Raw genomic sequence first — 13,675 nt, 5'->3', positions numbered from 1 at the left:
CGCAGGCTTGGAGAAAATAAACATCATGAATCCCGTCAAAGAACTGGAAAAGCACGGACAAGCGGTCTGGCTGGACTTCCTGGCCCGTGGCTTCATCGCCAAGGGTGACCTGAAGCGGCTGATCGACACCGACGGCGTCAAGGGCGTCACCTCCAATCCGTCGATCTTCGAGAAGGCGATCGGCAGCTCCGACGAATACGATGCCCCGATCGGCAAGGCGTTGAAGCGCGGCGACCGGAACGTGGCCGACCTGTTCGAGGCCGTCGCGGTCGAGGACATCCAGAACGCCGCCGATGTGCTCCGCCCGGTCTATGACCGCCTCAAGGGCGGCGACGGCTATGTCAGCCTGGAAGTCTCGCCCTATCTCGCGATGGACACATCCGGCACGGTCGCCGAGGCGCGGCGGCTCTGGAAGGACGTCGGTCGCAAGAACCTGATGGTGAAGGTGCCGGCAACGCCGGAGGGCCTGCCGGCGATCGAGCAGCTGATCGGCGACGGCATCAGCATCAACATCACGCTGCTGTTCTCCAAGGCGGTGTACCTCGAGGTGGCCGAAGCCTACATCGCCGGGCTCGAAAAATACGTCGCAGGCGGCGGTGACCCCTCGCATGTCGCGAGCGTGGCGAGCTTCTTCGTCAGCCGCATCGACTCGGTGGTCGACAAGCAGCTCGACGAGAAGATCGCGCGCGCCAACGATCCATCCGAGAAGGAACGGCTCGCCGCGCTCAAGGGCAAGGTCGCGATCGCCAATGCCAAGCTCGCCTATCAGGACTACAAGCGCCTGTTCTCGGGTCCGCGCTGGGAGAAGCTCGCCGCCAAGGGCGCCAGGCCGCAGCGCATGCTGTGGGCCTCCACCGGGACCAAGAACAAGGACTACAGCGACGTCCTCTATGTCGAGGAGCTGATCGGTCCCAACACCATCAACACCGTGCCGCCGGCGACGCTGGATGCGTTCCGCGACCATGGCAAGCCGCGCGACAGCCTGGAGGAGAACGTCGAGGACGCAAGGCGCGTGCTGGAGGAGCTGGAGCGCTCCGGCATCTCGCTCGAGGCGATCACCGAGGAGCTAGTCAAGGACGGCGTCAAGCTGTTCGCCGATGCCGCCGACAAGCTCTACGGCGCCGTCGCGCACAAGCGCGCGGTCGTGCTCGGGCCCGCACTCGACCGCCAGCTTCTCTCGCTCGGCGACGGGCTGGGCAAAGCCGTGGCTGAGAGCACCGAGGACTGGCGGGCGTCCGCCAAGATCCGCAGGCTGTGGCAGCGTGACAAGTCGGTCTGGACCGGTGCGGACGAGGACAAATGGCTGGGCTGGCTCGACAGCGCGGCCAAGGCCGACATTGCCGATTACGAGGACTATGCGGGCCGCGTGAAGGGCCAGAAATTCTCCGACGCCGTCGTGCTCGGCATGGGCGGATCCAGCCTCGGCCCCGAAGTGCTGGCCGAGACTTTCGGCAAGAAACCCGGCTTCCCGAAGCTGCACGTGCTGGATTCCACCGATCCGGCGCAGGTGCGGGCGATGGAGGCGAAGATCGATATCGCCAACACCGTGTTCATCGTCTCCAGCAAGTCCGGCGGCACCACAGAGCCGAACGCGATGAAGGACTATTTCCATGAGCGGGTTGCCGAGGCCGTCGGACCGAAGGTGAAGACCGGCCATCGCTTCATCGCGGTCACCGATCCTGGCTCGTCGCTGGAGAAGGCGGCGAAGAAGCTGAGCTATGCCCGCATCTTCCATGGCGAGCCTTCGATCGGCGGCCGCTATTCGGTGCTATCGCCCTTCGGCCTCGTGCCGGCGGCAACTGCGGGCGTCGACGTCAAGACCTTCATCAAGCATGCGCTTGCGATGGCCCGCTCCTGCGGGCCGGACGTGCCGCCGGCTGAGAACCCGGGCGTGCAGCTTGGCCTCGCCATGGGCCTCGCAGGCGTCGAGGGCCGCGACAAGGTGACGATCCTGGCGTCGAAGAAGATCGCCGATTTCGGTGCCTGGGCCGAGCAGCTCATCGCGGAGTCCACCGGCAAGGAAGGCAAGGGCCTGATCCCGATCGAGGGTGAGCCGCTCGGCGATCCCGGCGTCTATGGCAACGACCGGTTCTTCATCGACATCCGTGTCGACGGCGAAGCGGACGCGGCCCATGACTCGAAGCTCGCGGCGATCGAGGCGGCGGGTCATCCCGTCGTGCGCATCATCATGAAGTCGATCGAGCATCTCGGCCAGGAGTTCTTCCGCTTCGAGATGGCGACGGCGGTGGCAGGCAGCATCCTCGGCATCAATCCGTTCGACCAGCCGGACGTGGAAGCGGCCAAGATCAAGACCCGCGAGCTCACCGCCGCGTTCGAGAAGACCGGCACGCTGCCGGAAGAGCAGCCGGTGGTCAGCACCGACGAGGCCGATCTCTACACCGACGAAGCCAACGCCACCGCACTGCGCGCCGCCGGCGCCAATGGCGATCTCACCTCCTGGCTGAAGGCGCATCTCTCCCGCTCGAACCATGGCGACTATGTCGCCCTGCTCGGCTATATCGCGCGAGACAAGGCGACGATCGACGCACTCCAGGCCATGCGGTTAGAGGTACGCGAGAAGCGGCACGTCGCGACCTGCGCCGAATTCGGACCGCGCTTCCTGCATTCCACCGGTCAGGCCTACAAGGGTGGCCCCGACAGCGGCGTGTTCCTCCAGATCACGGCGGACGATGCCAGGGATCTGCCGGTGCCGGGCCAGAAGGCGAGCTTCGGCGTGATCAAGGCGGCGCAGGCACGCGGCGATTTCGACGTGCTCACCGAACGCGGCCGGCGTGCGCTGCGTGTGCACCTGAAGGGCGGAGTCAAAAAAGGCCTCGCGGCGCTCAATGCGGCGCTCAACGACGCGCTGAACTAAGGGAATCTCTCACATGCAACTCGGCATGATCGGCCTCGGCCGGATGGGCGGCAACATCGTTCGCCGCCTGATGCGACACGGACATTCGACCGTGGTCTACGACAAGGACGCCAAGGCCGTCGCCGGCCTTGCCGCCGACGGTGCGACAGGTTCGGCGACGCTGGAAGAGTTCGTCTCGAAACTCGAGCGGCCGCGCACCGCCTGGGTGATGCTGCCTGCGGGACACATCACCGAGACGACGATCGACACGATCGCGGGCGTGATGCAGGAAGGCGACGTCATCATCGACGGCGGCAACACCTTCTGGCAGGACGACGTCCGCCGCGGCAAGGCATTGAAGGCGCGCGGCATCCACTATGTCGACGTCGGCACGTCAGGCGGCGTCTGGGGCCTCGACCGCGGTTACTGCATGATGATCGGCGGCGAGAAGCAGGTGGTCGACCGGCTCGATCCGATCTTCGCCGCGCTCGCGCCCGGCGCCGGCGACATTCCGCGCACCGAGGGACGCGAGGGCCGCGATCCCCGCATCGAGCAGGGCTACATCCATGCCGGCCCGGTGGGCGCCGGCCACTTCGTCAAGATGATCCACAACGGCATCGAATACGGCCTGATGCAGGCCTATGCTGAAGGTTTCGACATTCTCAAGAATGCCAGTATCGAGGCCTTGCCGGCGGATCACCGCTACGATTTCGATCTCGCCGACATCGCCGAAGTGTGGCGGCGCGGCAGCGTGATTCCGTCCTGGCTGCTCGACCTCACCTCGACGGCACTCGCCGACAGCCCCCAGCTGTCGGAGTACTCCGGCTTCGTCGAGGATTCCGGCGAAGGCCGCTGGACCGTGAATGCTGCGATCGACGAGGCGGTGCCAGCCGAAGTCTTGACGGCTGCGCTCTACACACGTTTCCGTTCCCGCAAGGAACACACCTTCGCCGAAAAAATTCTCTCTGCGATGCGTGCAGGGTTCGGCGGCCACAAGGAGCCGAAGCAGCCGGGCGCGGCGAAGCCCAAATGAGATCGAGCAGAACGTAACAAGCGAAGGCCGAACATTCGTGACAAAAGACCCGCAGCCAAAGCGCAAGCCGGAAAATTGCGCCTTCGTCATCTTTGGCGTGACCGGCGACCTCACCCATCGGCTGGTGATGCCATCGCTGTACAATCTGGCGGCCGAGAATCTGTTGCCGGAAAAATTCTGCGTCGTCGGCGTCGCCCGCAAGAGCCAGTCGGATGACGAGCTGCGCGACAGCCTGATGAAGGGCCTGCGCGAATTTGCGACGCGGCCTGTCGACGATGACATCGCCAGGCAGCTGCTGCAATGCGTCACCTTCGTCGAGGCCGATCCGAAGGACCCGCCGTCGTTCGACCGTTTGCGCGAGCATCTGGATTCCCTGGAGTGCTCGCAAGGCACCGGCGGCAACCGCCTGTTCTACCTCGCGACTCCGCCGGCTGCATTCGCGCCGACCGCGCGGGAGCTCGGCCGCACCGGATTGATGAAGGAGAACGGCGCCTGGCGGCGGCTGGTGATCGAGAAGCCGTTCGGCACCGATCTCGCCTCGGCCCGCGCGCTCAACGCCGAGCTCCTGAAGATCATGGACGAACACCAGATCTACCGGATCGATCACTATCTCGGCAAGGAGACCGTGCAGAACATCCTGGTGCTGCGCTTCGCCAACGGCATGTTCGAGCCGATCTGGAATCGCAACCACATCGACCACATCCAGATCACGGTGGAGGAGAAGCTCGGCGTCGGCCATCGCGGCGGCTTCTATGATGCCACCGGTGCCTTGCGCGACATGGTGCCGAACCACCTGTTCCAGCTGATGTCGCTGGTCGCGATGGAGCCGCCGACGCGTTTCGATGCCCATTCGGTTCGCTCCGAGAAGGCCGAGGTGCTCACCGCGATCCAGCGGCCAAGCCGGGAGGAAGCGCTGAGGAGCTCGGTGCGCGCGCAATATCTCGCCGGCCGCATCGGCGATGAGGAGATTCCGGACTATCGCAAGACCCCGGACGTCAAGCCGGGCAGCACCACCGAGACCTATGTCGCACTCAAGCTGATGATCGACAATTGGCGCTGGGCCGGCGTGCCGTTCTATCTGCGCACGGGCAAGGCGCTGGCGCACAAGCGCACGGAAGTCGCGATCAAGTTCAAGCAGGCGCCGCTGTCGATGTTCTCAGGCACGGCGGTCGACCGCCTGTCGCAGAACTTCCTCACCATCGGCATCGCGCCCACCGAGACCATCGAGCTTCAGTTCAACGCCAAGATCCCCGGACCGAGCGTCACCATCGACGGCGTTGAGATGAAATTCCGCTACGGCGACTATTTCCGCGCCGATCCCTCGACCGGCTACGAGACGCTGATCTACGACTGCATGATCGGCGACAATATCCTGTTCCAGCGCGCTGACGGCGTCGAGGCCGGCTGGCAGGCGGTGCAGCCGTTCCTGGACGCCTGGACAAGCGCCGGCACCAACGGCATCGAAACCTATGAAGCCGGCAGCGACGGCCCCGCCTGCGCCGATGAGCTGCTGCGGCGCGACGGGCGAAGCTGGCGGAAATACTCGTGATGGCCGCGGCCGACCAGCCGAAGCTGATCGTCGAAGCTGATGCCGAAGCTCTCGCCCGCGCCGCGGCCGAACGGGTGATGGCGCGGATCGCGGCCAATCCCGGACGGATCGCGATCTGCCTCACCGGCGGCTCCAGCCCGAAGAAGCTCTATCAGTTGCTCGGCAGCGAGGCCTGGCGCGGCCGGATTCCGTGGGACCGCGTGCACTGGTTCATCGGCGACGAGCGCTTCGTGCCCGAGAGCGATCCGCTCAACAACATGGCCATCGCGCGCACGGCGTTTCTCGATCGCAATGCGCCCGCCGGCCATATCCACCCGATTCCGACCACGGCCGAGAATCCGGATGCCGGCGCTGACGCCTATGCACGCGAGCTGCAGGCCTTTTATGGCGCAGACCGGCTCGATCCGCAGCGCCCGCTGTTCGATCTCGTCCTGATGGGCGCCGGGCCGGACGGTCACACCGCTTCGCTATTTCCGGGTTATCCCGAGATAGAAGAGACCCGACGCTGGGTCGTCGGCGTCGCCAGGGCCAATGTCGCGCCCTTCGTGCCGCGGGTCTCGCTCACCCTGCCCGTTCTGGCCTCCTGCCGCGAGATGCTGTTCGAGATTGCCGGTCACGACAAGCAACCGATCTTGACGCGCCTGCTCAATGGCGAGAATCTGCCGGCCTTGCGCGCGCGCTCGAATGGCGAGACCGTCTGGCTGGTCGACCAGGCCGCGCTTCCGGAGGAATTTCGTGGGCCGCGCTGAAGCACCTTGTGCATTGATCGTGATGGGCGTGTCGGGTTCGGGCAAGAGCACGGTTGCCAAGGCGCTCGGCGAGCGGCTCGGCTGGCGTTTCGAGGACGGCGACAGCTTCCATCCCGCCAGCAACGTCGAGAAGATGCGGGCCGGCCATCCGCTCACCGACGAAGACCGCTGGCCCTGGCTCAATGCCATCGCCGACGAGATCGCGCGCGTGTGCGGACGCGGCGAGCACGTCATCATCGCCTGCTCGGCGCTGAAGCATACCTATCGCGACGTGCTGCTGCGCGGTCGCGACGACGTCCGCTTCGTCTTCCTGAAGGGCACGAAGGAGCTGATCGCCGAACGGCTGGCGCATCGCAAGGGGCACTTCATGCCGCCGGAGCTGCTCGCGAGCCAATTCAACACGCTGGAGCCGCCCGAGGCCAGCGAGCACGTCGTCACCGTCTCGATCGACGAATCCGTCGAAGCGATCGTGGACGGCGTGGTGCGCCAATTGAAGCTGGGCGGCGCGATACCCAAGGTCCTGCCATGACGCAAATCTCACTCGTGGTCTCCGATGTCGACGGCACGCTGTTGACCAAGGACAAGACGCTGACCGAACGCGCGCGAGGCGCGGTGCAGCGGCTGCATCAGGCCGGCATCGGCTTCACCATCACCTCCAGCCGCCCCGCGATCGGCATGCGCTTCCTGATCGAGCCGCTGGCGCTGTGGCTGCCGGTCGGCCCGTTCAACGGCTCCTCGATCGTCGATCCCGAGATGAGGCCGGTCGAGCAGCACCTGATTCCCGCGCGCGCGGCCGAGCGGTCCTTGCAGATCCTCCGCGAATTCGGCGCCGACATCTGGCTGTTCACCACCGACAAATGGCTGATCGACAATCCCAGCGGCAGCTACGTCGCCCACGAGCAGCACACGATCCGCGCCGACCCCACCATCGTGTCCGATTTCTCGCCCTACCTCTCGAGCGCTTGCAAGATCGTCGGCGCCAGTGCCGATGCGGCAGGGCTCGCGGCTTGCGAGAAGGCGATGCAGGAGGCGCTGGGCAGCGAAGCCACCGCGGTGCGCTCGCAGACCTACTATCTCGACATCACCCCACCCGGCTTCGACAAGGGCACCTTCGTCGAGGCCATGGCCAAGCGCCTGGGCATTGCGACCGGCGCGGTCGCCACCATCGGCGACATGCAGAACGACCTCGCCATGTTCCGCGTCAGCGGCACCTCGATCGCCATGGGCAACGCCGCCGACAATGTCAAGGACCAGGCCACCCACGTCACCGCGACCAACGAGCAGGACGGTTTTGCGGAGGCGATGGAGATGATCCTGAAGTGGAATGGGGTGGGCTAGAACTAATTGGCCTTGAACGGGCGGATCAAGCCGCGAGCTCGCTGTAACCTCTCCCGCTTGCGGGAGAGGTCGCCGCGCAGCGGCGGGTGAGGGTTCTCTCCTCTTGGGGATTCTCGCGAGTGGAGATACCCTCTCCCCAGCCCTCCCCCGCAAGCGGGGGAGGGAGCGCAGCTTCGCTGTGGATACAATCCCGGTTATCCAAATTCACTGCTTCGACCGTTGCACCGCCGGCTTCTCGCTCTCCTGTCTCGCCGCCGACAGGTTATGCGCGGTGTTGATCAGCGCGATGTGGGTCAGCGCCTGCGGGAAGTTGCCGGTTTGGCGGCGGGCCACGGAGTCGTATTCCTCGGCGAGCAGCCCGACATCGTTCGCGACCCCGACCACGCGATCGAACAATTCCTGCGCCTTGTCGAGATCGCCTGACAGCACGTAGGCGTCGGCCAGCCACAGGCTGCAGGCCAGGAACGCACCTTCGAGCGGCGGCTGGTCCGCCGGCAGCTCGCGCGGATCGTGCCGCAGCACGAAACCGTCGCGCATCAGGCATTTCTCGACGGAGGCGATGGTGCCGCGGATGCGCGGATCGGACGCCGGCAGGAAGCCGACGGCCGGCAGCAGCAGCACGCTGGCATCGAGCAGTTTCGAGCCGTAGGATTCGACGAAGGCATTCTCCTGCGCGTCAAATCCCCTGTTGCAGACGTCGCGATGAATCGCCTCGCGCAGGGTGCGCCAGTGCAGCAGCGGCGCCTTGAAGCCAAACGTCTCGGCGCTCTTGATGCCGCGATCGAATGCGACCCAGGTCATCACCTTGGAGAAGACGTAGTGCTTGGGCTGTCCGCGCCGCTCCCAGATGCCGTGATCGGGCCGGTCCCAGACCTCGGCCAGATGATTGAGCACGGCGCATTCCAGCGCCCAGGTCTCGTCGTCGAGCTGGAGCTTGGCCATGCGCGACTGGTGAAAGGCATCGATCAACTCGCCGTAGACGTCGAGCTGGAGCTGCGCATGCGCGGCGTTGCCGACACGCACCGGCTGCGCACCCTCGTAGCCGCCGAGCCAGCCCGCCTCCCATTCCAGAAGCCGTCGCTGGCCCCAGATGCCGTACATGATCTGCATGTTCGAAGGCGATCCGGCGGCCGCGCGCAGCAGCCAATTGTGCCAGGCCAAGGCTTCCTCGGTGTAGCCCGAGTTCATCAGCGCCAGCAGCGTGAAGGTGGCGTCGCGCAGCCAGCAGAAACGATAATCCCAGTTCCTGCTGCCCCCGAGCTTTTCCGGCAAGGAGGTGGTGGGTGCCGCGACGATGCCGCCGGTCGGCGCGAAGGTCAGCGCCTTCAGCGTGATCAGCGAGCGCAGGACGAGCTCCTGGTATTCGCCGTCGCGGGTGCAACGGCTGCACCAGTCCTGCCAGAACTTCTCGGTCTCCTGAAGCGCCAGCTCCGGATCGATCGGCGCAGGCGGGTCAAGATGCGAGGGACCGTAAGTCAGCACGAAAGGCACGGTCTCGCCTTCCTTCACCTCGAAGTCGGAGACGGTGGTCAGGTCCTCGCCGCGGGTCTCGACCGGCGTGCGCAACACCGTCATGTCCTGGCCGGCGATGGCCATCAAGGAATGGTCGATCCGTCGCACCCAGGGAATGTCCACGCCGAAGCCGAAGCGGATGACGAGCTCCATCCGCATCTTCACGGTGCCACGGATGCCGCGGACCAGCCGCACGATGTCCGACGCCTTGCCGCGCGGCGGCATGAAGTCGATCAGCGCGACGGTGCCGCTCTTCGTCTCAAAACGCGTTTCGAGAATGAGGGTATTGCCGAGATATCGCCGCGAGATGCGGGGCACGGTCTCGCTCGGCGCGATCAGCCAGCGTCCGTTCTTGTGCGTGCCGAGGATGGCGGCAAAGCAGGCGTCGGAATCGAAGGCAGGCCAGCACAGCCAGTCGATCGAGCCGTTGCGCCCGACCAGCGCCGCGGTCTCGCAATCGCCGATCAGCGCATAGTCCTCGATCCTCTGAGACAATGTCGTGCAAACCCTGGGAAACCCCGGCCGTTCAACTCCCGCCGGGCAATGAACGTTCCCGCGTCGCGGCCTTCAAGGCCGCGAGGTCGATCCTGGACGCGATCTTGTCGAGCGCAACAGGAAGGCGCTGGCGCCAGTTCGGGTGCTCGTCGATCGTGCCTGGAATGTTGGGCTGGTCGATCACGCCCAGCAGATCTTCCATCGACACCGCGAGCAGCCGGGACGGCGTGCGCGACAGGAAGGCGAGCACCGAATAGAGGTCGTTCGCTCGAATCCCGTTCTGGCGCAGGATCTCGTCGAGCCTGCCGAGCGCATCCCAGCGCGCCTGGTCGTTCTCGCCGGGATCGAGCCCGAGCGAGCGCTTCATCTTGAGATCGCTGAAGGAGCGCCAGCCGGCATAGGTCGACAGGTCATGCGTGTTCAGCGTGACCAGCGCATTGGGCCTGTAGTGGTCGACATTGCGGAAATGGCCGGCATCGTCGCGCTCGAACATCATGACGAGATAGGACCAGATGCCGAAATCCTGCATCATCTCGCGAAAGCCTTCAGGCACGGTGCCGAGGTCCTCGCCGATCACGATGCATCGATGGGCCGCGCTCTCGCGCGCCACGGCTGCCAGCAGCGCCTCGAACGGCATCTGCACATAGGCGCCGTTGTCGGGCTTGAAGCCGCGCGGCACCAGATAGAGCCGCTTCAGGCCGAGCACGTGATCGAGCCGGATGGCGCCGGCATGGCGCATCGACGCCGCGAGCATGTCCGCGAACGGCACGAAGGACTGCGCCTCGAGCCCCCCGGCGTTGAAGCCGGCGAGACCCCAGTCCTGGCCGATGGTGTTGAGCACGTCGGGCGGTGCGCCGACGGCGAGATGGCGGGAAATCGCCGTCTGCTCGTTCCAGGCATCGAAGCCGTTGGACTGCACGCCGACGGCGACGTCGAGATACAGCCCGACCCGCATGCCGAGCCGGCTGCCGAGCTCCTTGGCGGCATGCAGCTGGCTATCGGCGGTCCATTGCACGAATTCGACGAACTCGACCTCGCGCTTGTCCGGGCCATTGCGCAGCTCGGCGCATTTCGCCTGATCCGGCTGCTGCCATTCCGACGGCCATTCCCACCAGGGGGCGTTGAAGCGATGGCGCAGCACCTCGAAGCAGGCAAAGCGGGACAGCAGCGGCGCGCGGGCGGCCCGGAAGGCGTCAAACGCCTTGCGGCGCGCCTCGCTCGCGTTTGTCACGAAGCTGTCAAAGGCGGCGCGAAGACCCCGCCATTTCAACGCCGCCATGTCGGCATAAGGGACGCGGTCACCTTCGCGCAGGCGGGCGGCCGTTGCGGCCGCGTCGGGCACGTGGTCTGCCGAGAATTCGGGAATCGCCTCGACGTCGATATAGAGCGGATTGAGGAAAAGCCGGCTGTTCGGCGAATAGGGGCTGCAATCGGCCGGGTGGTCGTCGAACAGGACATGCAGCGGATTGAGTCCGACGCCGTCGGCCCCGAGCTGCTTGGCAAGCCGGACCAGGCCTGCGAGGTCGGTGAAGTCGCCGATGCCCCAATTGCGGTCCGAACGGACGCTGTAGAGCTGGACGGCGAGCAGCCAGCCGCGGTCGAAATCGCCGCTGAAGGCGCGCTCGGGCGCCACGATCATCGGCACCTCTTCCGTCACGCCTTCGGCATCGGTCAGTGTCAATCTGTGATACCCGAGCGCCAGGCCGGCGGGCCAGGCGATCACGGGCTCGCGTGTCTCGCCCTGGGCGATCACATTGCCGTTGCCGTGGATTTTCCATTGCAGCGGCGGCGCACCGATGGCCGCCAATTCCGTGCGCGGATGCCCCAATGCGCGGACCACGACCGGCCCGCTGACGAAGCGGTAGACCCGCCTCTCCGGCAGGGCGTCGAGGATGGATTTGAGCGCCTCGGGCGCGGTGACCCGCAACTTGCCGAGGGCGTCAACGAATTCGGATTGAACGCCCTTGATCCGGGCTTGAGCTAAAAGATCCATTCGGCACGCAGCTTGCAGGCCATTGTTTGGCCAAGGGCATCGATTTTAACGAGGTCGCGGAAGAGGTTAGTCAGGGGTAACTCGCAAACTGCGCTTGCCGTTCCCCAGGGAACCAATGACACACAAGCGGCTTTCTATAATGATACCAAGCGTCGGTTCCCGGCAAGGGAAACGGGCTCCTGCTTTCTTGTCAATGGCATCACCGTGAACAAGACAATTCAAACTGTCGAAAGTGCCGCAGCCGGCAGCGCTTTCCTGATCGAGGACGTCTATCCCTCGATCGACGGCGGCCGCTTCGCTGTGAAGCGGATCGCGGGCGAACCGGTCGAGGTCTGGGCCGACATCTATCGCGGCGGCGACGCCGTGATCGCCGCCGCCCTGATCTGGCGCCGCGAGCAGGAGCGCGAATGGCGGAGCGAACCGATGACCCATCACGGCAATGACCGCTGGTCCGGTGCGTTCACGCCCGTTGAGCCCGGCCAATATGTCTACGCGATCGAAGCCTGGACCGATGAGTTCGCCACCTGGTCTCACGCGGTCGCGCGCAAGCAGCGCACCGGGATCGATGTCAGCCTCGATGCGATCGAGGGCGCCGGACTGCTGACCAAGGCGCATGGCGCGCGACAGGACGCAGCGGCGGTCATCATCAGGCAGTGCGAGGACTATCTCAGGAACGGCGACGTCAATTCGCTGCTCGCAACCGAGCTCGGCGAAGCCATGGCCGAGAGCCAGTCCCGGCCCGACCTGACGCGCTCGCCACTCTTCCCGCTAACCATAGACCGCGACAAGGCGCGGTTTGGCGCCTGGTATCAGACGATGCCGCGCAGCCAGAGCGCATTGCCGGGCCGGCATGGCACGCTGCGCGACTGCATCGCGCGCGTGCCCGACATCGCCGCCATGGGCTTTGACGTGCTCTACTTCACGCCGATCCACCCGATCGGCCACACAAGCCGCAAGGGCCGCAACAATGCGCCGGTGGCGCGTGACGGCGATCCCGGCTCGCCCTATGCGATCGGCTCGGCCGAGGGCGGCCACGATGCCCTGCATCCCGAGCTCGGCACGATCGAGGATTTCCGCGCGCTGGTCGCGACCTGCCTCGAATACGGCCTCGAGCTGGCGCTCGACTTCGCCGTGCAGTGCTCGCCGGACCATCCCTGGCTGACGCAGCATCCGGAATGGTTCAAATGGCGGCCGGACCGCTCGGTCCGGACGGCGGACGGCCCTTATTCCGACATCGTCGTCCCCGATTTCGGCTCGGTGGATCGGGCCGGCCTGTGGAACGCGTTTCGCGATGCCATGCTGTTCTGGATCGACCATGGCGTCACCATCTTCGCCATCGACAATCACGACACCGCGCCGCTTGCATTCTGGGAGTGGCTGATCCGCGACATCCGCCACCGTCACCCCGAAGTGATCCTGTTCTCCAAGACCTACGCACGGCCGAAGCTGATGAAGGGCCTCGCCAAGCTCGGCTTTGCGCAATCCTTCACCTATTTCCCCTGGCGCACCTCGCGGTGGGAGCTGGAGCAATATCTCGGCGAGCTGACGCGCTATCCCGAACGCGATTTCTATCGTCCGCACATGTTCGTCAACACGCCCGACCTGTTGCCCTACCACCTCCAGAGCGGAGAGGCCTGGGCATTCAAGTCGCGCGTCGCGCTGGCGGCGACGCTTTCGGGCAATTACGGCATCTTTGGCGGATTCGAGCTGCTGGAGCATCAGGCTATTCCTGGCCGCGAAGAATATCTCGATTCCGAGAAGTACCAGATCAGGCAGCGCGACTGGGACAAGCCCGGCAACATCAAATCCTACATTGCCGAGCTCAACCGCGTCCGCAACGAGAACGCGGCGCTGCAGCAGACGGCCAATCTGCGCTTCCTCGGCATCGAGGATGGCGAGACGATCGCCTTCGCAAAGGAAGCGGCTGATCCGGCCAACACCGTCGTCATCGTGATCGCACTCTCGCGTCATGCGCGTGAATGCTGGCTGCCGCTCGGCGACGTCACCATTGACGCCGGTGGACGGCGCCACCATGTGACGGAACTCGAAGACCTTCTCACCGGCGAACGGTCCCGCATCGAATGGGGCGGGATCAGGTTGCGTATCGATCCCGACCGCGATCCGGCGCTCCTGTTCCGCTGCCTGGCGTAAA

At 65.4% G+C, this 13,675-nt stretch carries 9 protein-coding genes; 7 read left to right on the top strand and 2 right to left on the bottom strand.

Annotated elements, in window-relative coordinates:
- Positions 1–25 precede the first annotated feature (25 nt).
- Genes XH96_RS09305 through XH96_RS09280 form a run of 6 tightly spaced genes read left to right on the top strand, consistent with a single transcriptional unit; the run spans position 26 to position 7,523 of the window.
- Positions 26–2,875 (top strand): bifunctional transaldolase/phosoglucose isomerase, encoded by a 2,850-nt coding sequence (locus XH96_RS09305; RefSeq protein ID WP_194392239.1) that lies wholly within the window; start codon positions 26–28, stop codon positions 2,873–2,875.
- 13 nt (positions 2,876–2,888) lie between these two features.
- Positions 2,889–3,887: a phosphogluconate dehydrogenase (NAD(+)-dependent, decarboxylating) gene (gene gnd / locus XH96_RS09300; RefSeq protein WP_194392238.1), complete on the top strand. Its 999-nt coding sequence runs from the start codon at positions 2,889–2,891 to the stop codon at positions 3,885–3,887.
- Positions 3,888–3,924: 37 nt separating this feature from the next.
- Positions 3,925–5,436 carry a glucose-6-phosphate dehydrogenase gene (zwf, locus tag XH96_RS09295; RefSeq protein WP_194392237.1) on the top strand — a complete coding sequence of 504 codons (1,512 nt, stop codon included), beginning with the start codon at positions 3,925–3,927 and terminating at the stop codon, positions 5,434–5,436.
- Positions 5,436–6,185, top strand: coding sequence for a 6-phosphogluconolactonase (gene pgl / locus XH96_RS09290; protein ID WP_194392236.1), 750 nt, complete (start codon positions 5,436–5,438; stop codon positions 6,183–6,185). Before zwf ends, pgl begins: the two co-directional genes overlap by 1 nt.
- The gene (locus tag XH96_RS09285; RefSeq protein WP_194392235.1) at positions 6,172–6,714 is read left to right on the top strand and encodes a gluconokinase; all 543 of its coding nucleotides are present in this window, start codon (positions 6,172–6,174) and stop codon (positions 6,712–6,714) included. Before pgl ends, XH96_RS09285 begins: the two co-directional genes overlap by 14 nt.
- Positions 6,711–7,523, top strand: a complete 813-nt coding sequence (locus XH96_RS09280) for an HAD family hydrolase (RefSeq protein ID WP_194392234.1) — start codon at positions 6,711–6,713, stop codon at positions 7,521–7,523. The genes XH96_RS09285 and XH96_RS09280 overlap by 4 nt, the downstream gene beginning before the upstream one ends.
- A gap of 204 nt (positions 7,524–7,727) precedes the next feature.
- Here XH96_RS09280 and XH96_RS09275 read toward each other — a convergent pair whose 3' ends face one another.
- Together XH96_RS09275 and malQ are read right to left on the bottom strand one after the other, a co-directional pair.
- Positions 7,728–9,530, bottom strand: a complete 1,803-nt coding sequence (locus tag XH96_RS09275; RefSeq protein WP_194392233.1) for a glycoside hydrolase family 15 protein — start codon at positions 9,528–9,530, stop codon at positions 7,728–7,730.
- A 31-nt stretch (positions 9,531–9,561) separates the two neighbouring features.
- Positions 9,562–11,523 (bottom strand): 4-alpha-glucanotransferase, encoded by a 1,962-nt coding sequence (malQ, locus tag XH96_RS09270; protein ID WP_194392232.1) that lies wholly within the window; start codon positions 11,521–11,523, stop codon positions 9,562–9,564.
- Positions 11,524–11,727: 204 nt separating this feature from the next.
- Between malQ and XH96_RS09265 the strand changes: the two genes are divergently transcribed.
- Positions 11,728–13,674, top strand: a complete 1,947-nt coding sequence (locus XH96_RS09265) for a maltotransferase domain-containing protein (protein WP_194392231.1) — start codon at positions 11,728–11,730, stop codon at positions 13,672–13,674.
- Position 13,675: the final 1 nt, after the last annotated feature.

The sequence above is a fragment of the Bradyrhizobium sp. CCBAU 51765 genome (assembly GCF_015291725.1).
Taxonomy (GTDB): Bacteria; Pseudomonadota; Alphaproteobacteria; order Rhizobiales; family Xanthobacteraceae; genus Bradyrhizobium; species Bradyrhizobium liaoningense.
The sequence above is the reverse complement of the archived record's forward strand: the minus strand, read 5'-3'. Positions and strand labels throughout refer to the sequence as shown.

Coding starts and splice junctions, on each gene's coding strand:
- XH96_RS09305 (WP_194392239.1), top strand. CDS start 26: ATGAATCCCGTCAAAGAACTGGAAAAGCACGGACAAGCGGTCTGGCTG.
- gnd (WP_194392238.1), top strand. CDS start 2,889: ATGCAACTCGGCATGATCGGCCTCGGCCGGATGGGCGGCAACATCGTT.
- pgl (WP_194392236.1), top strand. CDS start 5,436: ATGGCCGCGGCCGACCAGCCGAAGCTGATCGTCGAAGCTGATGCCGAA.
- XH96_RS09280 (WP_194392234.1), top strand. CDS start 6,711: ATGACGCAAATCTCACTCGTGGTCTCCGATGTCGACGGCACGCTGTTG.
- malQ (WP_194392232.1), bottom strand. CDS start 11,523: ATGGATCTTTTAGCTCAAGCCCGGATCAAGGGCGTTCAATCCGAATTC.